This window comes from Corynebacterium hiratae (assembly GCF_009708045.1).
In the GTDB taxonomy this organism is placed as follows: Bacteria; Actinomycetota; Actinomycetes; order Mycobacteriales; family Mycobacteriaceae; genus Corynebacterium; species Corynebacterium hiratae.
Genome location: NZ_VIOG01000002.1, coordinates 1 through 22818, shown reverse-complemented (window position 1 = coordinate 22818; position 22818 = coordinate 1). Strand labels below are relative to the sequence as shown.

The 22818-nt window shown below is 51.6% G+C and carries 15 protein-coding genes; 13 read left to right on the top strand and 2 right to left on the bottom strand.

Annotated features, from left to right (window positions below; translation table 11 throughout):
- Nucleotides 1–4 precede the first annotated feature (4 nt).
- The 12 genes from FME68_RS01815 (at nt 5) to FME68_RS01760 (ending at nt 17146) form a co-directional block, all read left to right on the top strand.
- Nucleotides 5–946: a hypothetical protein gene (locus tag FME68_RS01815; RefSeq protein WP_070754433.1), complete on the top strand. Its 942-nt coding sequence runs from the start codon at nt 5–7 to the stop codon at nt 944–946.
- On the top strand, nt 947–3166 hold the full coding sequence (locus FME68_RS01810) for a glycosyltransferase (RefSeq protein ID WP_158395670.1): 2220 nt from the start codon (nt 947–949) through the stop codon (nt 3164–3166).
- A 128-nt stretch (nt 3167–3294) separates the two neighbouring features.
- Nucleotides 3295–3897 (top strand): acyltransferase, encoded by a 603-nt coding sequence (locus FME68_RS13375; RefSeq protein WP_328287678.1) that lies wholly within the window; start codon nt 3295–3297, stop codon nt 3895–3897.
- Nucleotides 3890–4990: a DegT/DnrJ/EryC1/StrS family aminotransferase gene (locus FME68_RS01800; RefSeq protein WP_158395668.1), complete on the top strand. Its 1101-nt coding sequence runs from the start codon at nt 3890–3892 to the stop codon at nt 4988–4990. Before FME68_RS13375 ends, FME68_RS01800 begins: the two co-directional genes overlap by 8 nt.
- Nucleotides 4990–5985 (top strand): Gfo/Idh/MocA family protein, encoded by a 996-nt coding sequence (locus FME68_RS01795; protein WP_070754429.1) that lies wholly within the window; start codon nt 4990–4992, stop codon nt 5983–5985. The genes FME68_RS01800 and FME68_RS01795 overlap by 1 nt, the downstream gene beginning before the upstream one ends.
- A gap of 9 nt (nt 5986–5994) precedes the next feature.
- Complete coding sequence (locus FME68_RS01790; protein WP_070754428.1) at nt 5995–7281, top strand: nucleotide sugar dehydrogenase; 1287 nt, start codon at nt 5995–5997, stop codon at nt 7279–7281.
- Nucleotides 7282–7320: 39 nt separating this feature from the next.
- Nucleotides 7321–8706 carry a glycosyltransferase family 4 protein gene (locus tag FME68_RS01785; protein ID WP_070754427.1) on the top strand — a complete coding sequence of 462 codons (1386 nt, stop codon included), beginning with the start codon at nt 7321–7323 and terminating at the stop codon, nt 8704–8706.
- Entirely contained in the window at nt 8707–10824 is a 2118-nt protein-coding gene (locus tag FME68_RS01780; protein ID WP_158395666.1) for a glycosyltransferase family protein, read from the top strand.
- 70 nt (nt 10825–10894) lie between these two features.
- Nucleotides 10895–13396 (top strand): glycosyltransferase family 4 protein, encoded by a 2502-nt coding sequence (locus FME68_RS01775; protein ID WP_195914080.1) that lies wholly within the window; start codon nt 10895–10897, stop codon nt 13394–13396.
- A 64-nt stretch (nt 13397–13460) separates the two neighbouring features.
- The gene (locus FME68_RS01770) at nt 13461–15299 is read left to right on the top strand and encodes an asparagine synthetase B family protein (RefSeq protein ID WP_158395662.1); all 1839 of its coding nucleotides are present in this window, start codon (nt 13461–13463) and stop codon (nt 15297–15299) included.
- 174 nt (nt 15300–15473) lie between these two features.
- Nucleotides 15474–16151, top strand: a complete 678-nt coding sequence (locus tag FME68_RS01765) for a hypothetical protein (RefSeq protein WP_158395660.1) — start codon at nt 15474–15476, stop codon at nt 16149–16151.
- An 8-nt stretch (nt 16152–16159) separates the two neighbouring features.
- A complete protein-coding gene (locus tag FME68_RS01760; protein WP_158381570.1) occupies nt 16160–17146 on the top strand; it encodes a heparinase II/III domain-containing protein in 987 nt (328 codons plus the stop codon).
- Here FME68_RS01760 and FME68_RS01755 read toward each other — a convergent pair.
- Nucleotides 17133–18506: a hypothetical protein gene (locus tag FME68_RS01755; protein ID WP_158395658.1), complete on the bottom strand. Its 1374-nt coding sequence runs from the start codon at nt 18504–18506 to the stop codon at nt 17133–17135. The two genes, FME68_RS01760 and FME68_RS01755, sit on opposite strands and share 14 nt — an antisense overlap.
- A gap of 320 nt (nt 18507–18826) precedes the next feature.
- Here FME68_RS01755 and FME68_RS01750 point away from each other — a divergent pair, with 320 nt between their 5' ends.
- Nucleotides 18827–20254, top strand: coding sequence for an APC family permease (locus tag FME68_RS01750; protein ID WP_195914079.1), 1428 nt, complete (start codon nt 18827–18829; stop codon nt 20252–20254).
- A gap of 498 nt (nt 20255–20752) precedes the next feature.
- Here the strand turns inward: FME68_RS01750 and FME68_RS01745 are convergent, their stop codons facing one another.
- Complete coding sequence (locus FME68_RS01745) at nt 20753–22333, bottom strand: hypothetical protein (RefSeq protein ID WP_158395656.1); 1581 nt, start codon at nt 22331–22333, stop codon at nt 20753–20755.
- Nucleotides 22334–22818 lie beyond the last annotated feature (485 nt).

The window sequence follows — 22818 nt, the reverse complement described above, 5'->3', positions numbered from 1 at the left end:
TTTCATGGGGCTTGATTTCTTTCGCCGAGGACGGGGACTGACTCTCTTAGCTGCTGGTACCGGTGTGCTGCTTATCGCTGCCATTGTGGTGGGGGAGGGGCTTGCTAGTCGTGTATTGCTTGTTGGTGCAGCACTATTGGGTGTCTTTTTTGCTGCCATGTCGATTTCAGCGCGGAAGCATGCGGAGGGATTAATCAAGGAATCTCTTCGCCGTAGCGTTCGCCTTCAGAAGCAGCTCAAGAGCCTATCTGACGCTGCCCAAGAACAGAATCGACTGGCTGAACGGCAACCATTGAATACACTCACCGCAGGCTTTACTGATAAGGAAGAGAACCAAGGACGGCATCCTCACAGTGTTTTTGCGCCGGCCACCATCCCGGCGTCACGCATCATCGCGCGCCCGACTGCGCACACTGCTGGACGTATTGCAGCCGATCAGGAGATGAATGAGGATAGCGCCGATGTGCTGCATACCCTCATGAATGCGCCGTCCGACGCATGGACGCGAAAGGTCGAAATTATCGGATCCCCCTGCGTGGAGGAATGTCTGCGCGAAGTTGCGGAAGTAAGTCGAATCCGCGCCCCACACCTTTTGGGAAAACCAGATCCAGATGCCAGCCACCTTATCGTGGACGAAAACCAGCTTGAACGTGGCTTGTGGTCAGGACTTTTGTCCACGCAAAAGACCATTGCATTCTTAGATCTGCTCGAGCACGTAGCAAAGGCAAAAGAGAACGGAGCGGTAGTGGTTGTTCAAGCTAGCGACACCTCAAACCACTTTACCGATGAGCTTCGTAGCCAAGCCACGGTAGTAGTGCGTGGTGACTCTGCTGCATGGGACTGGGAAGGCGATATCCATTCGCCGGTAATCCAAGCATTGCGCCACAATGAAGCACCGTTTGTTAAAGAAAACGGCCTCAACCTTACGGATAAAGGAGAGTCATAAATGAGCTCAGTCGTTGTCTACGGTGATGTAAGCCCCAACGTTATTGATGGCTCTTCCATCTGGCTGATGTCTGTCTCTGAGGTGCTGGCCGGTGTTTTCGATGAGGTTCACCTACAGTTAAAAAACTATCCCCAGAACCGCACTTTGTTGGAATCGGTTGATGGTCTCGACAACATTCATGTGCATGAACCAGAGGGCATCGCACGCGATGCTGCGCTGAGCACACAGGAAGCAGCCCATCTAGTTGAAGAACTCATCGAACAGACACACGCTTCGGCCGTTGTCGTCAGAGGTTTTCAGGCTGTCTATGATTTCTGCTCGTATGAAAAGATATCTTCTAAACTGTGGGCGTATGTAACCGATCTTCCATTTCCCCCAAGCAAGCTATCTCCTACGAAAGTCCAACGTCTGAAGTACATCGCAGAGCATTCGCACAGGATTTTTGCACAGACAGAGGCAGCTCGCTCTTATTGGGAAGCACTAGTTCCGGAAGCAGCGGGCAAAGTCTTATTGATTCCTCCAATGATTCCGGATTATGCCTTCGTCGAAGAAAGCAGCATTCAAAGAGCCGATTCAGAAACGCTGAGAATAGTTTACGCAGGGAAGCTAGCGCGCGAGTGGCGGACGCTTGAGATGTTAAAGCTGCCGAGAGCGCTCAAGGAACTCGGTATTGATGCTCATATTGACGTAGTCGGTGCAAAGTTTAACAAGGCAAAGGATGACCCTCAGTGGGCTGGAATGATGCGCAGTGCGCTGGAGGAAGCAACCTCGGATCCTGAGAGCGGAGTGACATGGCACGGTGCTCTTCCACGTACCGAGTCCATTGAAAAAATCAAAAAGGCGGATCTAGGATTTGGGTGGCGCTCAGCAGAACTTGATTCAAGCCTTGAGGTGTCAACAAAAGCACTGGAATACAGCGCGGCGGGTGCAGTGCCAATCATCAATGAAACTGAGGACCATCAACAGCTCTGGGGTGAAGATTACCCGTTTTTCGTACGCGCTGATGACTCCATCGACGTGGTTGCTGCCAAGATATCCCAGGGCCTCCCCAACATGGATGCAGCTCGGCGAAGCGCAAAGCAAGCCAGTGAGTACTTTTCTATGGGACAAGCCCGAGCCCGTTTTAAACAATACTTTGAGCGAACGGGTGCGCTTTCCGAGGCCGTGAAACGTCAGGGGACAAGGCCGTGCCGTCTAGTGGTGGCCTCTCATGACCTGAAGTTCATGGGAGAGCTAATGGATTTTCTAGTTCGCAATCCACTGTTTGAAGTTCGCCAAGATGAATGGGCGACACTACATACCCATGATGCCGAAGTGAGCCAAGAGCTTGCTGAATGGGCTGATGTGGTCTTTTGTGAGTGGGCTGGTCCTTCTCTCGCGTGGTACTCGAACAACCTCCCAAGCGGAACACGTCTGATTTCTAGGTTGCATAGGTTTGAGCTTAATGGTCCTTGGATGCAAGAGGTCAACTGGGAAAACGTCGAGACGCTGGTGTTCGTCTCAGATTGGGTCCGCACCCAAGCTATTGAGCGTTTCGGCCTGCCGAGAGAAAAAACAATGGTTCTGCCCAACACCGTAGACACGCTCGACTTTGATCGGTCAAAGAACGCGAACGCTCAATTCACATTGGGACTTGTAGGAATGGTTCCGTTTCTTAAGCGTCCTGACCGAGCACTCGACCTTATCGACGAATTGGCATCCATTGACAAGCGATATACGTTGCGGATTAAAGGGCGCATGCCCTGGGAGTATCCGCACGTGTGGAATGACCCAGTCGAAAAGCAGCTCTACCTAGATTTCTTTGAACGCATCGCACGGAGTGAAGTGCTCCAAGCACACGTAGCTTTCGACCCTTTCAGCGCGGATATTGCTTCTTGGTATCGCGGAATTGGATATATATTGTCTCCAAGCGAAATAGAGAGCTTTCACCTTGCACCTGCCGAGGGCATGGCGGCACGAACCATACCTGTTTTTTGGGAGCGGGAGGGAGTCTCCGAAGTTTTCGGTGAGCACGCGGCAGGTTGGACTCAAGAGACTCGCATAGAGAGAATCCTCCAAAATTGTGACCGCAAAAACTTCGAAACAAACGGCAGATCAGCAAGGGATTTTGCAAAGAAGTGGGACATTAAGGCAGTCATACCCCAGTGGGAGAATCTCTTGGCAGGGAACCAGACCGCTAGTCTAGTCCCGGGCCCGAAAGGAAACGTTCCTAAATTATGAACTTCGCAAGTGAAGTGGTGGCTCGTGAAGAATCGAATGCTTCCATGTACTACTATGGTGTAATCCCAACGCCTAGGCGTAATTGGTGTTGCTGTGGGATGAAGGCAAGATGAAAAGTAGGGAGAACTGTGGCTCCACGTATCGTTGAATCGGCTGAGGTTTCGGTTGATGCGCAAATCGGCGACGGAACTTCAATTTGGCACCTAGTGCAGGTGAGAGAAAACGCCAAGATCGGAAGAAACTGTATTGTCGGGCGGGCCGCCTATATTGGCGAAGGCGTCGAAATAGGTGACAATTGCAAGATTCAGAATCTAGCACTTGTTTATGAGCCGGCAAAGCTGGAAAATGGTGTGTTTATCGGGCCGGCAGTAGTTCTAACCAATGATCAATATCCTCGTGCGATTAATGAAGACGGGTCATTGAAGAGCGCGAGCGATTGGGAACCAGTTGGCGTGACGGTACGTGAGGGTGCAGCTATCGGAGCCAGAAGCGTTTTGGTGGCTCCAGTTGAAATTGGCCCTTGGTCGCTGGTTGCTGCGGGTTCAACTGTGGTCAAAGACGTACCAGCGTTTGCCTTGGTCGCTGGAACTCCGGCCAAACAGATTGGTTGGGTGGGGAAGGCTGGCCACAAGCTGGTACCTGTTGAAGGCAAAGAGAGTACTTTTACGTGCCCCAAGACTGGGCAAAAATACATTGAGCTAGACGGAGAGTTGAAAGTTAAAAATGACTGATAAGAGTTTTATTCCTGCGGCAAAACCCATTATTGGCGATGAAGAGCGCGAGGCGGTCGACAAGGTTCTGCTTAGCGGTATGATTGCCCAAGGGCCCGAGACCGCCCGATTCGAGGAAGAGTTCTCTCAAGATGCATTAAATGGAGTTCCTGGCGTAACGGTGAATTCTGGTACGTCGGCCCTGCACCTCGGTTTGTTGGCCGCGGGAATTGGCCCAGGGGATGAAGTTATTGTGCCGTCTTTCACCTTTGCAGCGACTGCTAACTCTGTCGCAGCAACGGGCGCGAAGCCTGTGTTCGCCGACATTGATGAGTACTTCACCCTTGACCCTAAAGACGTGGAGACAAGGATTACCGACCGTACGAAGGCGATCATGCCAGTACACCTTTATGGCCATCCTGCGAATATGGCGGGGCTCCTTGGACTAGCTCAAAAGCACGATGTTCTCCTCCTAGAAGACTGTGCTCAGGCCCACATGGCAACTTGGGACGGTAAGTTCGTCGGAACGATGGGCCTGTTTGGTGCATTCAGCTTTTACCCGACCAAGAACATGACTTCCGCTGAAGGCGGTTTTGTCTCTTCCAAGGATGAAGAATTCCTCCGCAGGGTACGGCTTTACCGAAATCAAGGAATGGAAGAACGCTACCGGAACGAAGTGGTTGGATACAACAACCGAATGACCGATGTTCATGCAGCAATTGGCCGTGTCCAGCTCAAAAAGTTGCCGGGTTGGACTGCTACCCGGCAGAAGAATGCAGAATTTCTAAGCACCAACATTACAGGTGTGGAGGTTCCGCAGGTCCATGAGAAGGCTACTCACGTCTACCATCAATACACGATTCGAATAGCTGAAGACAGGGATGGCTTCATGCGAGCCCTCCGTGACGAATATCAGATTGGTTCGGGTGTATATTATCCGATTCCTAACCACGAGCTCGAGTCGCTCAAGCATTTCGCTGAAGGTTTGGCACTACCAGAAACTGCAGCCGCAGCAAAGGAGTGCTTGTCTCTGCCAGTGCACCCGACTCTGTCGGAAAACGACCTTGAACGCATCGTGAATGCCGTAAACGAGCTAGCAAAGGCTGGTGCCTAATGAGCGATATCTTGCGGTATGCGGTTATCGGACTAGGTTCAATGGGACGCCACCATGTCCGAAACGTTCGGTCCTTGGATGGAGTCGACCTCGTGGCTCTTGCTGATCCATTTGGAGATAAGTTCGGAGTCGCCGAGGGACTGCCAGTTTATGAAAACGTTGAGCAGCTTCTTGCGCACGACATCGATGCAGCAGTAGTTGCTGTACCTACGGCTCACCATTACCACGTTGCTATGGCTCTTGCCGATGCTGGCGTGCATACGCTGGTTGAGAAGCCTCTGGCCAATACGCTCGGAGAGGCTGAAACGATGGTCAAGACGTTTTCGGAAAAAGGTTTGGTGGGTGCTGTAGGTTACGTGGAACGTTGTAATCCGGCTCTGCTTGAGATGCGGAAAAAGATCGCCGAAGGACTTTTGGGTGAGGTCTACCAAGTATCTACCCGTCGGCAGTCTCCCTTTCCTGCTCGCATCTCCGACGTAGGCGTCGTAAAAGACCTCGCAACGCACGATATTGACCTTACTGCTTGGGTCGCTGATTCAAATTACGCACGCATTTCTGCGACTACCGCACATCGCGCAGGCCGCGAATTCGAAGACATGGTATCTGTAGCAGGGGAGCTGGAGAACGGGGTTATCGTTAATCACCTGGTCAATTGGCTTACTCCATTCAAGGACCGTCAGACTGTTGTTGTGGGTGAAAACGGTGCTTTGGTAGCTGAAACGGTTATGGGTGACCTGACCTACTATGAAAACGGGGTTGACCCGATTGAGTGGGACCAAGTGAGCAATTTCCGCGGAGTGTCCGAGGGAACCGTTACACGCTATGCCTTGAATAAACGAGAGCCGCTTGCCGTGGAACACGAGAATTTCCGTGATGCGATTCTCGGTGAGAGCGGGAAAATCGTAACGATGGCAGAAGCTTTGAACACGATGAAGGTCGTTGAAAGCGTCTTGGAATCCGCAAGCACCCACCGTCTCTTGGAAATGAACCTGTAGGAGAAAAAGATGAATATCGCAGTCGTAGCACTTGGCAAGATCGGGTTGCCACTCGCCGTCCAATTTGCGAAATCCGGCCACAATGTCGTTGGCGTGGATATAAACAAAGAACTGGTAGACACCATCAACCAAGCTCGGGAGCCTTTTCCTGGGGAAAAGCACCTTGACGAGTATCTAAAGGAACTTGTGCCAGCAGGAAAGCTGCGTGCAACTACTGAATACTCTGAAGCGATCCCGCAAGCAGACGCCATCGTTCTCGTCGTGCCATTGTTCGTTAACGATGAGACGTGGGAGCCCGACTTCAATTGGATGGATCAAGCTACCAAGTCACTTGCCGAACACCTGACCCCCGATACTCTAATTTCTTACGAGACAACTTTGCCTGTTGGTACCACGCGCAATCGTTGGAAGCCAATGATCGAAGAAATCTCTGGATTGCAAGAAGGCAAGGACTTTGACCTTGTTTTTAGCCCAGAGCGAGTACTCACAGGTCGTGTATTCGAGGATCTGCGGCGGTATCCGAAACTCGTCGGCGGCCTTTCCGATGAGGGAACGCGCAAGGGAATGGAATTCTACGAAGAAGTCCTTCAGTTCGATGAGCGTCCTGATCTACCCCGTGACAACGGGGTCTGGGATATGGGGACAGCCGAAGCTGCCGAGATGGCTAAGCTTGCCGAAACCACCTATCGCGACGTGAATATTGGATTGGCTAATCAGTTCGCGGTGTACGCAGATGCGGCTGGTATTGACGTTTACAAGGTGATTGATGCGTGTAATTCGCAGCCTTTCAGCCATATTCATCGCCCGGGTATTGCCGTCGGTGGGCACTGTATTCCGGTTTATCCGCGCCTGTATTTGTCGACCGACAAGGATGCCTCAGTAGTGCGAGAAGCTCGTAAGTTTAACGCAACTATGCCTGAATACTGTGTTAATCAGCTCGCCAACCTACTTGGAGATCTCAGCGGGCTGAAGGTGGCTGTTCTGGGCGCATCTTACCGAGGTGGGGTAAAGGAAACCGCTTTTTCCGGTGTATTCGCGACAGTGGAGGCACTCCGTGAGCGAAACGCGGATGTCGTCGTGCATGATCCGATGTACAACGCGGCAGAACTTAACGATTTTGGATGGAATGCCTATCAGCTTGGCGAATCGGTCGACGCTGTCATCGTGCAGGCCGACCATGACGAGTACAAATCTATTTCACCCGAGGACTTTCCTGGAATCCGAGCAATTTTCGATGGTCGTAGGATAACGGACGCTGAAAAGTGGAATGGAACTCCGCGTTTAACTATCGGGTAATTCTCTCTGTCACGAAATCAAAGCAAGAGTCAAAGCATCATGATCGGAACCAGCGATAAATACTATGAACAATCGTTCGTAGAACGCCCAATGCCGCGTACTATTGGGGCACAAGAGCTGATAACTCGATTGCTCAATGAGAATGCATTTTTGAAGAAGCAGCGACCGAGCTTCAGCGTAGGGGAGGGCATGGATCGGGTATCTCTGACCGATCTACGGAATAGGGAAGAGTACTGTTTCGTCAGACAGTTTTCGAGAGAGAACTTGGAGGGCGAGCTCCCTCGACGTCGACACCTTGTTCTGGCCAACGAGTATCCTTCCGCCGACAAACAGTATGCGAACGGATTTGTTCATAGGCGCGTTAAGCTCTATCAAGAATCCGGTTTTGATGTTGACGTCGTTGCTTTCGGGAAAAGAGTAAAGCCAGACGTCTACATTTACGATGGTGTTCCTGTCCTTTCAGGTTATGTAAATGAACTCATCGGACTGCTGTCTATCTATGAATACGCCTCCGTAAGCGTTCATTTTATGAATTCGGAAATGTGGCAGGTCATCAAAAAAGTGATTCCTGAAGATATCCCACTGGCGGTTTTCGTTCATGGGTATGAAGTACGAAATTGGAGCCGTTTACCGTACGGCATCCGAGACCCAAAGGTGTTGAATGGTCGTATTGAGAAGTCGCTTCGGAACGAAGATCTTTGGAAAGAATTAACTGCTTCAAATTCTAAAGTAGACAAGTTCTTCTTTGTTTCCGATTGGTGGCGCACCGCAGCTGGGGAAGACTTAGGAATACGATTTAACCAATCTCGTAGTGCAATTGTTCATAACGTAATTGATGGCAAAATATTTTCCTACGAAGAGAAGGACGCTGACCAAAGATTTAAGATTCTTTGGGTGCGCAGTGCTCACGCTTTTAACTATGGTGCTGACATTGCGGCAGCAGTCTTGCGTTCGCTGAAAGACACCATCTACTGGGATAAGCTGCAGATAACAATTATCGGAGATGGGCAGCACTTTAGCGAGTTTGATGAATTGCAAAAGCAGCCGAATGTGCGTGTTCAACGCGGGTTCATTTCTCAACAAGAAATCGCAGATTTACACAAGGAACATGGATTGTTCCTAGTTCCTTCACGCTTCGATACCCAAGGGGTTTCCCGCGACGAGGCAATGAGCTCGGGACTAGTTCCAATAACCAACCCAGTGACGGCTATACCGGAGTTTGTCGATGACTCTTGTGCTATTCAGTTCGAAGAATCGAACATTCCAGGCGCCATAGAAAAAATTGTTGCCCTGTTTGAATCGCCAGAGCGCTTTCTCGCAATGTCGAGAAATGCAGCGCAACGTGTTCGCGCACAAAGCGGCCCGTCAAACACTGTGACAAAAGAGATGGAAATACTACTAGGAAAAGACTCGATGGGGCTCTAAGTGAATGTTTTAGTCGTTGTAAACAGAATTGGCCCGCTAATTGGCTTAGTGCTGGGAGAGATAGAAGCCTCCGGATACACTCCGATCGTTCTTAACGTAAAAGAACGTAAATTATATGGAGCTACAACTCCAGTTCCGGCATGGCTAAATGCAGACGGAGACTTGCCTTCTGCCAAGTGGTTCGAGGACATGCTAACTGCATTCGGCATTGGCTATGTTATCGGCATAGGAATTTGGCCAAGCCTGTTTGCAGCAAAGAACCTTGACCGGCGAACAGTTGTTTCGGTACTTCAGCCTGGTGAGCTTGACTTTAGCAAGAGGAGAAATAAGGCTAAGTTGGTCGCGTTTGAACAGCTCGCCGACTCTGCTGCTGGGTTAGTGTTCCTAAATGAGTGGGAGATGAGCAAAGCGGTTAGTCTCGGCTCAACCGCACCCCACTTCTTGTGGAACCTAGCAGATTCCTCGTGCGGTACAGAAATGCTCGACGAAAGCTCCGACGTAGTTGGTGTCGTTGTCGACACGGATGAGAACTACGCCTCGGTTTTAGATATCGAGTATGCGGTTAGCAAACTCGGTGAGGCACTTGAGGTTGAGGGGAAGAAAGTACGGGTCATTTCGTCGAATTCCTTCTTCTGGTATAAGGACTTTACCATGGGAAGGTCTTTCCGTAACGTTCTGCGTTTACGTGGAAGAGAATTTTCTAGCCTATTCTTCGTCGGCGGTGACGCAGACTCTCTTGCAGTAGCCGCTTCTCATAACGGGGGCATGGGACGTTGCTACGCCGCAGAACGTATTGAAATGAGGCTCCTAGCGAGAAGCCAAAGCTTTCTTTCCGTATGTGGCGTTGACAAGCTTGTTCACGAGTACGGCCAACCAAGTGACGCGGGTCGTAGTTCATCTATGGGGAGCCAGAGTCATGGGCGAAGCCTGTTCGCGATAATTGACCAGATAATGGAAAAGGATCTTCCCCGCTATTGGGAGGACTACGGTGATTTCGAAGAATTCAGCCTGTTTTTCTCCGTAGCCGCGGTTGAAAACCGCTCTAATGGTGCTCGGCCCCAAAGAATTCGTAATCTCTATTTAGAAATGGCGGATAATTGGCTGACGCTCCAAATAGGGATGACAACTAAGTTCCTTGAGCGGCGTTTTAGACTCGTCGAGGATTGGCTCAATTCGGGTAAGCGCTGCGTACTGATATACGGCGAGAATTCAACAAACCCAGTACAAAACCGAGATGTTATCATCCAGGCCTATAGATTGGTCGACCTAGCCTCTTCAATATCTCGGACTCCGAGTCTATGGTTTGTGCGAGATCTCCATTGGCTGGATTCAAGCATGTTCCCGGATGGCCCGTCCGCAGCTGTGCTGGCTTCCGGCATCTTTGAGCTGACTCGATTGGACGATTCTTTCGGTTCGTTCGTAGCGCCTTCTCTTGAAAGCAAGAGGATGTTTGAAACACTTCTTGAATCGAATTGTGAAGTTTCATTCGTAGATGATGAGCTTCCTCCCGGGGTAACCGAGTCAGCTTGCGCCCTGTCTCGCGGTCCGCAGGAAGGAACGACATTCGTCTACTCGGGCGGAATTGGAAGTGCGTACCGGATGGACGCGTACCTAACAGCTGTAGCTTCGATCCTTTTAGATGAGAATTCGTCATCGAGTGGTTTCGGTCGAGTGTATTTTGATTTTATTGTTCGCCCTCAGGAACAACAGGCGCTCATTGGTCAGTTGGAAGAGCTAGGGATCTCAGAGTCACCTTTCGTCCGAGTGTTAAATGGCGATTTCAATGGGTATCGACCGTTGACAGAGAGAGCTTGCGGAGTTCTCCTTCTGGAGTCGGATTACGGAAAAGGTGCTTTTCCGTACAAGTCTGTTTCTTATCTGGAAAAGGGCTTTACCATCCTTTGCTTTAGGGATTCTCCCGTTAACAGGTTGTTTGGCCCGTTAGGGGTAACTTTTGCAACTGGATATGAGAGCGGCGAGGTTACAGCGACAATGGCACGGGTCGCTGCAGAATCTAACCATGTTTCTTGGCAGGAAATCTGGCAAAAACACAGCTGGGCTGAGAGGCTCAAAAAGATACAAGCACTAGCGGTGACTGCAGAACGAGAACTGCGTTAACCCTATTTTGCATGGATACGTTGAACGAGAGATTTAAGTCATGGGAGTTAAGTTGAAGCCCCTAATGGTTATGGCTGTTGGAAACACCGTTGAAGGGGATTCGCGCGTTGAAAAGATGGCCGTGAGCGCTCGTGACCAAGGCTATGAAGTTGTCATTGTAGGCATGAAACAGCGAGATGTTAGCATGCTTGGCTCCTACGAGCGTATCCCCATTTATCGGCTCGTTCCGGATTGGAGTCAGTACCTTGAATGGCGCCGTCGTCAGCCGAAGGAGGAAATGGGGGCCGAGGACTATATCGACCAAGAAAACGAGAGGATTAGGAATGAAGTTGCTAACTTAAGGTCAAAGACCGAGGAAAAAGTTGGCTTTGTCCTCTCGATACGAAATTTGCCCCGTCTAGTTGCGCCAAGCCGCTTTGGTCAGCGTCTCGAGAAAACCGTTGACGTTAATGAAAAACTGGCTCCAGTATTTCAGAAAGTCATTGATGTCCGTGAAAGCTGGGTTCGCGCAAAGTTGAATAAGCAGAACTTGGGCCAGTGGCTTCGCAGTGGTCAGCCAGGGCAAGCCATCGAACTCTGGCCTCAAATCGGCGGATTTGAAGAGTTGTTCCTTCGCGCGTTCCGGGAACTACAACCAGACATCATCCATGTGCACGATAGACACCCAATGTCGGCTGCGAAGCTATACCAGGATGAGAGGCTGAGAGACGGTGTCTTTGTTCCATGGATCTATGATGCCCATGAGTATTTGCCTGGTCAGAGATTTAGTGGACCGGCGGGGCACCGCTATGGTTGGCTGGCTCTCGAATCAGAAATGATTCAATATGCAAATCATGTCATTACGGTCTCAGCTCAACTCGCAGATAAACTACAGGCACGCCATCATCTAGAGCAAACGCCAAGCATCGTAGTTAATGCGCCTAGCAGTGCCAGAATTTTGAATCCTGACTTAGACCGCCAATCCTTGCGTGAGGAACTCGGTCTCGGAGATGAACCCTTGCTGGTTTACGTAGGCAAACTGGCCGAGCGTCGCGGTATTTTTACGGCTGTAGAGGCGATGCCTTTGCTGCCTAACGTGCATCTTGCTTTCGTAGGGTCAAAGGACAAGGCGCCGCGTGCGGAAATTGAGAAGCTAGCAAAGAAACATAAAGTCTCTGACAGGGTCCATATTGTGGATTATGTTCCTTCCAAGCACGTTACGAGCTACGTTTCCAGCGCAGATATTGGCCTGAGTCCCTTGTACGGAACTAAGGCGCATCATCAGGCGTTGGCGACAAAAATTCGTGAATATATTCAGGCCGGTCTGCCTATAGTAGGCACGGATCTGCAGGCCCAAGGCTCCTTTATCCGGGAAACGAACGTTGGCTGGGTTCATGAGGAGCGAAACCCGTACTCCTTTGCTGAGGCTGTTAGAGAAGTCCTCCACGATCTCCCACGTTTTAAAGAGCGAGTTGAGCTGATTCGAAAGGACCATTCTTGGGAGTCCCAGGAGGTTGTCCTCGGGAAAATATGGCAGCAGTTTGCTTCAACGCCGGACAAGGACGGGACAAACTTGGACTTGTCAGTTGAGGTCCCTCCTTTCCGACGAGGAATGCTTAACCAGACGTACCCCTTACGCCGTCTACTGACCACTATTGATGAAAACGTTGCGTTAGCTTGGAAAGGAAAGATTTACTTACAACAGAGTCCGCTCGAATGGCATCTTTTGGGTAAAGCTTATGGCGCTGTCGAGGAACAATTGCGTACATGGAATCTCCTCCTAAAAACAGCGGATTACCTGGTGACCCTAGACTATGAACCGCTCTTCGAAGAAACATTGGGGACTGGCACCAACCTAAGACACCAATTGGGGCGTTCAGGAATCGGCCTTTATGCTTTCGTGTCGGACGATCAGCTAGCTGATCCATATGAAGAAATGGCGCTAATCCCTGGGAGCCACTGGGAGTCCCTCGACAAATCGATTCTGGTTCGTCTCGCAGCTAACCGCGAAACCGCGCGTAAAATTCTTAGAGACCGCGATGCAAAGCTGATTTCTACCTCGCCGGGAGTTTTGAAGCTCGGACTTCCATCAGTCTGGCTTCCGAATTTCAATCTCGACCAAACCTCGATGGTGCGGCAGGATCTTCAGTCGGTTGAACCAATTCGTATCGGAATCTTATCTGATAAGAGGCCGGAACCGGTGATGTCGGCTCTCAGACAGCTACGCGAGAATAACAGCTTTTTCGAATTTGTTGAGGTCAATGAAAATGGAGGATGCAGTCAGAGCATCTCAATTCTGATTGATCGGATTGGTAGCGGATTCCATACGTCGGCGGCCCTGCTTGCCATGCAGAAGGGGATTCCCGTTTTGGCATCGTATGATCCTGGTATTCTCGGTCAGCTAGAATCCTTGCCGCCGTACTTACCGATATCTCCAGCCTCAATCGATGCTCAGATTCGTAGCGTGGCAAGCGCGCTTGTTTCACAGAACGGCAACGACGCCGGTGATGCTTGTGGGACCAGCCAAGAACAACTTTCGGAATACCTCGAATATCTCGCTAAGCTTGAAAAACCATTTTCTTCCCACAATTAAAGTCTGAAACTGACTCTTATTGAATTAAGCGATTGGAAAAAGACGTCCTCAAAGGTGCTCGCTCATGTTAAATCTAACGATTATCCCTCGAAACTGGCAGAACGACAACTCCGAAGAGATCGAGCACAAACTCGATACAGTGCTGCCTGAGATATCGAAATATCTCGGAAAGAGATACTTGGCGAAGGCACAGGCTGTACGCAATTTGGGCATGGGTGGGACGACCTCCGTAATTTGGCAATCGCAATCGCAGGCTAAAAAACCGTGTTTTGCTTTAAAAAAGGGGCGCTGGGCATTTGCGACAAGCCCTCTGCATTCGGCATCTCTCATTGAAGCAATTTCTACGCGTGCCGGTGACCTTCGCTTTGAGCAGCCTGTGTGGGGAAGCTACGCGGCGATTATGGGAGACAAAAATACTAACCGTGTATTCGCTTGGAATACGGTCCCAGCATTAGAAGCCATCCACTATGGTCAAGATGCACATTTCACGTATATTTCCAATCGCCCATTATTCATCGCGTTGGCGATGAGTGATGGAGATTCTTCTCGTGTACAGCTTGATGAGAACTACGCCTATGAATATTTGAATTTTGGCTACTCAGTATCGGGGGTTACGCCCTTTCGCGGTGTCAAAACTCTCGCACCGAGGTCTTCCCTCCGTGTTGTTGGGGGTGCGATTCGAATCGGAGCAGCTCCGCAGCAGGCGGAGATCTGTTTGGAAGAGAAGGATAATCGCTGGTTTACCGGAGCTGATGAGCTTTCGCAAGCCTTCTTGAACGCCACTGAGCGTGCATTAGATAGACGAGGGACTGATCATGTTCAGCTGCGTCTTTCGGGAGGACTTGATAGCCGTATTATCCTAGGTCTTTTTAGGGATCGTCCAGAAGTAGAAGTCACCGCGGTAACGCAGGGTGAGGCTACGTCAGAAGAAGTAATGGTTGCTGCTCAACTCGCAGAGGTTGCTGGAGTCAAGCACCGTGCAGTAATCCCCGGGGCCAATGTGCCTAGTAGTTTTGTTGATTCAATGCTTAAGTCGATTGCGGATTCGCAAGGTTTTATACCTTCTGAAGCATTGGTTGCGCCGTATGAAAATGCTTCACCTATTGAAATCGGTGAGAACTTGGTTGCGGGGCAGTGGCCATTGTTTAAAGGTGTCTTGGACAAGACTAATGCCAATTCCCTGGAATACGTGTACCGGCGTTTTGGTAAGACGAACGCCAAGCTTCTCAACCCTGAGTTGAACCAATATAGCTTTGAAGTGTTCGACAATTGGTTGGCATCGGTATCGGCTACAACAAATCTAGAACTGCTTTATATGCATGGAAGGGATCTCCGCTCTTCTCGTTACTTGCAGCCCCATGTGGTACAAGCCGATGCAGAATCCCAGGTAATGTATCCGTTTTGCGATTCAGAAGTGGTGGCGGTCGCCGATGTTCTTCCTGCGCTGAATCGGATGCAGAATGTATCTGCTTTCCTTGCGGTATCGAATATTTGGGAAGACGCTCTCAAAGTCCCCACTGCGCGAGGTGGGGCCTTTAAATTTGAGGCCTCTGCCCCTCTTGAGGGTGTCTCCGGTCAATTCTACGAGCTGCGTAAGCAGGCCCCTAAGCCGTTCCACAATGAAGTGCACAAGTTAAGCAACGATGGTCCTGATTTCATTAATTTCTTCTTGACTCCTATCACTTCAGCTGCAAAGTTCTTGGTTTCGAGTGACCGCTGGGCTGTCCTCGCGTCCATTCTGGACTCAGAATTTGTGGACAAAATCGTAAAGCTGAGCGCGTGTAGTGAGGAGGAAGCGGTGGCAATGCATCCGGCCCGTGCACCTCGAAAAATTCTAACTATTCGTTTGTTGAGAACTCTACTTGTGGAGCGTTGGCTGTCGAAAGAGTGGTTGGTCAGCTGAATTTTGCGCCGCTAGTCTTTCATTTCATTTGTCCATGCCGAAAGGAGCCCCGTGTCGCTCTATAGTGCACCAAATCGTGGCCGTCCTCTTGTAATTTCTGGTGGTCTAGGTCGTCTAAATTCGATTCCTCAGCTGCTGAGTGGGGTCCTAGTGATTCACACTTACGATGCAGTGGTGTTTGATCCTGAAGAACCTTTTTGGCCGCAAATTGAGTCGCAGGAGTTGCACCCCACTGTACGGTTTTATGTGCACTCGTTGAACTGGATTGATTTCATAGTGGATCGTGCAGTTGACTGCCCCAAAGCGGAGTGGAACGACGCTATTGCTTCGGGAGTTGAATTTGCTTGCACTGTAGCTTGGCACTGGTGGGAGACGAATAACGTAACTCCCGAATGGAAAAACGATGAACACGTCTGGGGCGGGCATGCTGTTGCGATTAGAGCGGCGTCGTTAAGCGTGCTGAGTGAGCTTTACCCTGAGGACGAATGGCTTTATGAAGCCATCACGTACCACGGTCAGTGGTTGTTGGAGCATTTTGATGGTTATTGGAACCATGGGCTGTCCCAGGCGCTGGCGCTAATGATCATAGGGGGCAGGCTGAGCAACGAGGAGATGTTGGAGACTGGTGCCAAGCGCGCCGTTGCTTGCCTCGAGGTCATGATTGACGAGGAAGGCGCTATCAACGAACAAGCGCCCGAGTACTCGAATTACATTGAGCGCCTGCGCAGCACTGCTGTGGATGCACTCGAGATGTTTGATGCGCCGGGAGTGGAAAAACTTAAAGCAAAGCAGAGGCCGCTGGAAGAATTCATCGCACACTCTTTGACCCGGCGGGAACCTTTGTGGAGGTAGGCGACTCGATGCCGCGGCGTCCTAATTTTGTCCGTGGTGGAGCCTTGGAATATGTACATTCGAATGGTGCAACTGGGACTGAGATTCCGCGCGTCAAGGTTTATGATGCTGGCTACGTCTTTGGACGCTCCGGGTTTGGTCAGCTCAGACCCAAGGAATTGGAGAGCTATTACACCCTGCGCTTCGGGCCGCCGCGGCAGATTCACGGGCATTTCGATCACTTGTCGCTGACTTATTGGGACTTCGGACGAAACATCATCGTTGACGCTGGTCACCCAGGCTACACCAAGGGGCCACAGCGTTTTTATGCCCAGAGTCGTCTAGCTCATAATGTGCTTACTGTGCGTGGGAAGGAGCACAATGCTGAGGCAGCCTCACGATTGCTGGATAAGCAAGTTGAGGATACGTGGTCTGCGTTTGACCTAGAGGACACCGCTTGGGAAGGCCTTCTCTGGAAACGAAGTACGTGTTTCGCAGACTGCGGCCCTTTCGTGGTCTCTGACAGTCTCGGGCACACACGCGCTGCAAATTATGCGGAGCAGCGTTGGAACGTGGCACCGGAGTTCGAGTATGAAGGCTCGCTATATGAGGTGGTTCGATTCCGCTCCGTTGTTGATGGAACACAGCTGGTATTCATCCGCTACGGAATCGAAGACTCTCGCTTCTTTGAACCGACGGACGTGAATTTGGCCCGTGGTGACCGGGAAAGCCGGCGCGGAGTCGTCTTCCGCAACGAACAACCTACCGATACGTGGACTCTAGGGTTTGGCCGTGCCAGCAGAGATTTTTGCGTTCTTACCGCAGTGGTGGTTGCTAAGCCGGAAGATAAGGTGGAATACACTTTTAAGGACAACGGGCCCGGCAAACGTGTCCTGCGTATCGTCCGCGGCAGCCAGACGTTTCTCTTCGACTTCGACATCCAATCTCACAAAGTGCGGGCGTTATCCGCTCCCATAGAGAGGGGATACGCAGATCGAGGGCTTACTCCACGCTGATGCGTTCCGCTGTGGTGCGGTTGATACGCCAGTTAGCGCGGTGCTCGCGGTATCCAGAGTAGAAGAGCTCGAGGGTGAGATCGTCACCACTGCCGTGCGGGACGAGGGCGGACTTGTAAAGGTTAGGGTAGCCGGACTCCTCGTGAGAGATAAGCGGCGTGTCTGAGCGCTTCCAGTTCATTCCATCTTGGGAGCGTAGAAGGTACAGGTTGCCCTTTTGGATAGTCTCACTCGGGATGATGTGGACAAGGCCAATGTACTCGCCGTTGTACCTCTGTACATCAATGTGCCACCAACGGTCACCATTGGACACGTAGGGATCGATATTGGGGTACCGAGGGGCCGACCATGTCTTCAAATCGTTGCTTTCGAAGTAGATGATTCTGTTCGGGATTCCCATTCGGTTGTCGACGCCGTACAGCCGCCAGTTTTCGCCAGTCCAGATGAGGGCTTGAGACATGAACTGTGGTTCACCGGACCAGATTTCTTCCTTTTCTGACCAGTGCACGCCATCGGTCGATTTGACTAGGAAGATTCTGTTGGTTTTGCCGTTAGGACGGTCCACCATGCGCCATGTCAGGTACATCTCGCCGCTGGGAGCCATGACGAGCTGAGTATCGGAGTTGTGTGGGTTGGGCTTGCCCAACTGGTCATCGATGGGGTTGGTCAGCCCCTCCGGGGCCTGCCAGGTCCAACCGTCGTTGGACACGATGATGTTGGGGTCCTCGTCAGACTCGTTGCTGTCTGGATAAGGCGTCATGGCCATCCAGTACTTCCAACCATTCCAGCCGTTCTCAAAGTAGAGGACTGAGGGGTGAGTAGCTTGGCCGCTACCTTCATGAGTCGGGAGGTTAAGCTGCGGGCCGCGCGGTGCTGCCCATGCCCAAAGGGGTGCTTTATCCTCGCTGTTAGCGAGCCGAGCCTTGATGCCGGCAACGTGTTGAGCATAGCCGGAAGAAGGCTCCACGGACGTCGTCGGGGCCGCGGGAGCGCTCGTGGTCGACTTAGCTGGGGTGGTGGTGGGCTCCGCGCTGGTCGTTGGCGCGGCTGTTGTGCTCGGCTGCGAGGAAGGGGTTGGCTTTGCCGTCGGGGAGGGAGCAGACGTAGGGCTTTGGGAAGAACCGATTCCTGGAAGGATGCCAGAGAGGAGCGTCAAACCGCCGATGCCTGCGGCAAGCGCCACTAGGGCGGTGATAGCTTGCCGAACCTGCTCCTCGTTGAATTGAGGCAGGGTAGGCATCTGGAAAGCTGGCGCCTGCTGAGCTTGTGCAGGTGCAGGTGCGGAGACCTGAGCGGTGGTAAGCGAAGCAGTGAGGACAAGAGCCACGAGGGCTTTGCCGGTGCGGGATGGTCGGCGCATGAGAGATCCTTTGTGCATACGGATGAGACGACTATGAAGTCTAGTGCGTGTTGACGCTGGGAGGGGGCGAATACCCGGAAACCTGAAGGGGGGAGGCGTCGTAAAGCAAGCTCTGCGTGGCTAGGTGAAAGTCTCGTGTCCTGTTCAGCATCTGGGTGATCTGTACTATCAGAGGGCCAAGTAGTGGAGCACGTTCGATTAGAAATTTAGTTAGATCTGCAGCACACCTAATCAATAATCATCTAGGCTTGCCAGAAACGCGCGCTGGGATCGTCCGCAAGGTCCTGGCGCTCAAGGTGAGTTGTCTGGAGTGAAACTACATGTCGGAGAATGCGACACTGCGGAAAACGATGAAGCCCTCGTGGGTCTTTGCCATGGCGTTGGGTGCGGCGATTGGCTGGGGTGCCTATATCCTGCCGTTCGACTGGATGCAGAAGGCGGGGCTTGCCGGAACGGTCATCGGCTTTGTCATTGGTGGGCTGATGATTGCCATCATCGGTTTGAGCTACGGCTTTACCATTCGCGCGCTGCCGCTGACCGGTGGTGGGGTGGCGTTTGCCATGGCGGCACTCGGCCGGACTCATGCGTTTATTGCGGGCTGGGCGCTGACGCTGGGGTACTCGTGTGTTGTCGCGTTGAATGCCTCGGCGGTCACGCTCGTCTTCCGCGTCACGTTCCCGGAATTGGTCATGCAGGGCGCGCTTTACGACGTCGCCGGGTGGACCATCTATCTCCCCGAAGTAGCGATCTGCTCGTTGTTCATCATTGTGTTCGCATGGTTGAACTCTAAGGGTGCGGCACTCTCCGGCCAGTTCCAGTTCTTTGCCGTGGTACTCATGATCTTCGCGGTGGTGGTTATTGTGGCGTCGATGGTGACCTATTACGTCGTCGAGCGCCCGGAGCTTGCTCCCGCCTTTCCTGTAGATGTGCCGCCGGCTGCGGCGGTGGCGACCATCATCGCTTTTGCCCCGTGGGCCTACGTGGGCTTTGATTCCATTCCGCAGCTGGCAGGCGAGTTCAATTTCTCTCCGCGGAAGGCACTGGGGCTTCTGCTATGGGGGATTACTGTCGCGACGGTTATTTATATGGCGATGATGCTTGCAACCTCCATCGCTGTGGGAACCCGTCACGATGCTTTCGAAGGGGAGGCATGGCCGCCGGCGGCAGCTATTAGCGAGGTAATGGGACCAGCTGGCTTGGTGCTCATGGTCGTTGCGGTGAGCGCGGGTGTGTTGACAGGACTTAATGGTTTCTACACTGCGGCAAGCCGCGTGCTGTTTACATTGGGGCGGGCGAACCTGGTCCCGCGCCGTTTGGGTGAGCTGAAGGGCAAGGAGCACGCACCGCGCAATGCGATTCTCTTGGTCTGTGCGGTGTGCTTGGTGACCCCGTGGTTTGGGCGCGCGGCGTTGACGTGGGTTGTCGATATGTCCAGTGCCGGTATTACGGTGGCGTATTTCTATACCTGCTTTTGTGCCTGGAAGATTGCGCGCACCGGGCAGGTTCCCGGGATGCCGAAGCCCATTGCGCCCAACAAGTTCTACGAGTACTTCGCCCTGGCCGGGTGCATCCTCTCCATCGGATTCTTGGCGCTGCTCTTTGTTCCGGGCTCGCCTGGCATGCTCGGGACGGCTCCGCTCATCGCGCTGGTGGTTTGGATTGTGCTGGGGCTGGCGTCGTGGGCGGTCAAGAGCCGCCAGCTGAAGGATGTGCCGCCGGAGGAGACGGCGGCGTTGATTTTGGGGTAGCAGATCGATATCGCTGGTGTGCTCTTACGCAAGTACGGGATTTGTAGCTTTGATCGGGGCAGGGGAGAGACGTCGTCAAGCGCACGCGTCTTGTATACGCTAGCCCCGACGAGCTCCCGCAGCGCTGAGCTCAGGGCGTCGGCAAGCTAGGCGGCTGAGGACTCGTGGGGTAGCTCCACTTCGTGTCCACTAAACGAGGGTAACCTCTCAAAGAGGCTGTTAAGGAATTGACGTACGCTTCGCACTTAACTGTTAAGCGTACCTTTCTAGTTGTCAGACCTTAAAGAGAATCCATGAATATCCAGTGTGGAGAATTAACGGCCTTGTATCACGTGACGGTTACTGGTCTGGTAGTTGACAGAGCCGGCCACCACTGGGACTGCGCTCCCCGAATGAAAAGCTGACCTGAAGGATGCTCGGGATAGTCACAATCATGGATTCCGTCTCGAGAAATTCCGACGCCTTAAAATGCTTTGCGGTGAAGAGACGGAAATTAGTCTACTTCGTCATTTTTGAAGCGTTCGCGCGGAGCTGTTGCGCTTTCCATCTGGTGATTGCTGACTGACTGTTGCTCAGGGCGTGCAAGAGCCAGTTTTGATCTTCCGCATGAAAGTCTTTGAAAATCTGGGCGTTCACCACTCGAGATAGAATTGCTAGTGCCCCTTCGCCGGAATTCTGAATAATTGTCGAAAGTAAGCTTTTAATTGCGGTGGATCTGTGCTTTGCTCTGAGGGACAAAGCTAATAGCTCAACTACCCCCGCATTGAGAGTCGGATCTGAAGCAGCTATGTAGCCGGATATTCCTTCGACGATTTCATCAGGGTTGTTGAGAGCCTTGAGCTTGAGCACCGCCAAAGCCATTTCAGGCGAGTATCCAGAAAGTATTGCGCGTTCGGCTGGAGTAGGACTCTCGTTAGAGAGCAGCCAGTAAGCATATTCTACGGCTGCAAAAGCTGACTCTTTTTCTTTATTTGAACTCGGAAAAAGGAAAACAGTCTCCTTCTTACGGCGTAGCTTTTCTAACGCCTCCCTCAATGCCTTGCGCGTATACGGGTCCAGTTGGTGGTTGTGGTCTGCAAGGAGGGACAAAGCTGGTGAAAGATTCTGAGATGTCAGAGGGCCCAGTGAAAGATAGCCAAGAACTACTTCCCATTTGGAGATGGTTGGGTACAAGAGATTGAAATGGATCAAACACGTTAGATAGGGGAAACCGCCAGAGGAAAAGACACCTTTCTTCAGTTCTGACATTATCTTCTTCAATTCAACCACACACTGGTCGACAATTTCGGATGCGATTTCTATTGGAATTTCGCTCCAATCAGGAAACCCTTTTAGTGCCCACGTGAATTCTGTTGGCAATTTCTCCAATAATTTACTTCGCTCCTCCTCAGAACGCCGGGCAAACAGGATCTGAAGAGACTGCGGCATACTTATACAATTGTCGTTCACTATCGACCGAAGTTCTTTCAACTCATTTTCTGTCCATTCGGCATCTGGGATAAGCTCTGATAACAGACTATAGGTGTATTGCAAATCCTCTTCGCCAGGGTTGATGGTGATGATGTTAGTTCTGATTTCAGACCGGATCTGAGAAGAGGCCGAGAGATAGACAGAGCATACCGTGCGAAGGATCTCTGCCTTATAATTTCGCATAGGGTAACTCCGCCAGTTGCCGGGCGCGTTCAGCCTGTCCAATAACTGGCTGAGCAAGCGATCGGCTATGCTCACGGGAAGAAATTCTCCAGCTACTCTCAAGACTGATAATTCAGCTTGGAAACTGATTCTTGAGATATTAGAGAAATCAAAAGTTGAAATGAGCTCTGTTAGAGGAGAAATCCATCCATCTAGGATTAGCCTCTCGGCCGCATTTGAAGCAGCAAGATTTGCCCCGGAAGCTGTCAATAGGGTGAGACCTTCGGTGGCGTCCGCCGTGCTTTCTGCTGATTGCAAGAGGTACTTTCCTCCTGCTTCTGCGGCTTCCTTGAAGTTGGCAATATCTCCTGCCAATCGGGCAGCGCCGGTGCTGATGCGTAGTTGAAACTTCGCGTTATCAGCGCCAATTGTAAAGGACTCTGACATAGACCACTTGTGGAAGGACTTTTAGAAGATCTGCCCTTTTTTGAGCGTCGTTGCGAAAAGTTGCTATACCTACCATTAGCGAAAGGTTTCTTGCTCCTAATAGGATCACCTTTCCTGATAGGTCGTGCTCAAGCTCTGGAGTTCGCAAGTATAATTCAACTGCTATTTCTTGGGCCCTGTTGACGTTCCCTACGTCAGCGAGCTCGATAGCTAGGATCAACCGTATCCATGCGCGGTCAATTTTATCCAAGCTGGGGGATTCGTATTCTAGAATTGATTCCAGTTTCGCGATCCGATGTTCACTCGTTGGGAGTAATAAACAGTCAACAATGAGCTCAAGCGCATTTGTGTCATCTGCTGTCGATTTGGGGTAGTTGGTACCGCGAGTCCGCGTAGTTGGTACCGGTGTTCCACGTACTCGGTACTGCAAGGGGGTTTTCTTTCATAGTTGATGTTGGCGACACCACAATCCGCTGGTGTCGCGT

Coding starts and splice junctions, on each gene's coding strand:
- FME68_RS01795 (WP_070754429.1), top strand. CDS start 4,990: ATGAGCGATATCTTGCGGTATGCGGTTATCGGACTAGGTTCAATGGGA.
- FME68_RS01785 (WP_070754427.1), top strand. CDS start 7,321: ATGATCGGAACCAGCGATAAATACTATGAACAATCGTTCGTAGAACGC.
- FME68_RS01750 (WP_195914079.1), top strand. CDS start 18,827: ATGTCGGAGAATGCGACACTGCGGAAAACGATGAAGCCCTCGTGGGTC.
- FME68_RS01775 (WP_195914080.1), top strand. CDS start 10,895: ATGGCTGTTGGAAACACCGTTGAAGGGGATTCGCGCGTTGAAAAGATG.
- FME68_RS01800 (WP_158395668.1), top strand. CDS start 3,890: ATGACTGATAAGAGTTTTATTCCTGCGGCAAAACCCATTATTGGCGAT.
- FME68_RS01770 (WP_158395662.1), top strand. CDS start 13,461: ATGTTAAATCTAACGATTATCCCTCGAAACTGGCAGAACGACAACTCC.
- FME68_RS01810 (WP_158395670.1), top strand. CDS start 947: ATGAGCTCAGTCGTTGTCTACGGTGATGTAAGCCCCAACGTTATTGAT.
- FME68_RS01755 (WP_158395658.1), bottom strand. CDS start 18,506: ATGCGCCGACCATCCCGCACCGGCAAAGCCCTCGTGGCTCTTGTCCTC.
- FME68_RS01815 (WP_070754433.1), top strand. CDS start 5: ATGGGGCTTGATTTCTTTCGCCGAGGACGGGGACTGACTCTCTTAGCT.
- FME68_RS01790 (WP_070754428.1), top strand. CDS start 5,995: ATGAATATCGCAGTCGTAGCACTTGGCAAGATCGGGTTGCCACTCGCC.
- FME68_RS01760 (WP_158381570.1), top strand. CDS start 16,160: ATGCCGCGGCGTCCTAATTTTGTCCGTGGTGGAGCCTTGGAATATGTA.
- FME68_RS01745 (WP_158395656.1), bottom strand. CDS start 22,333: ATGTCAGAGTCCTTTACAATTGGCGCTGATAACGCGAAGTTTCAACTA.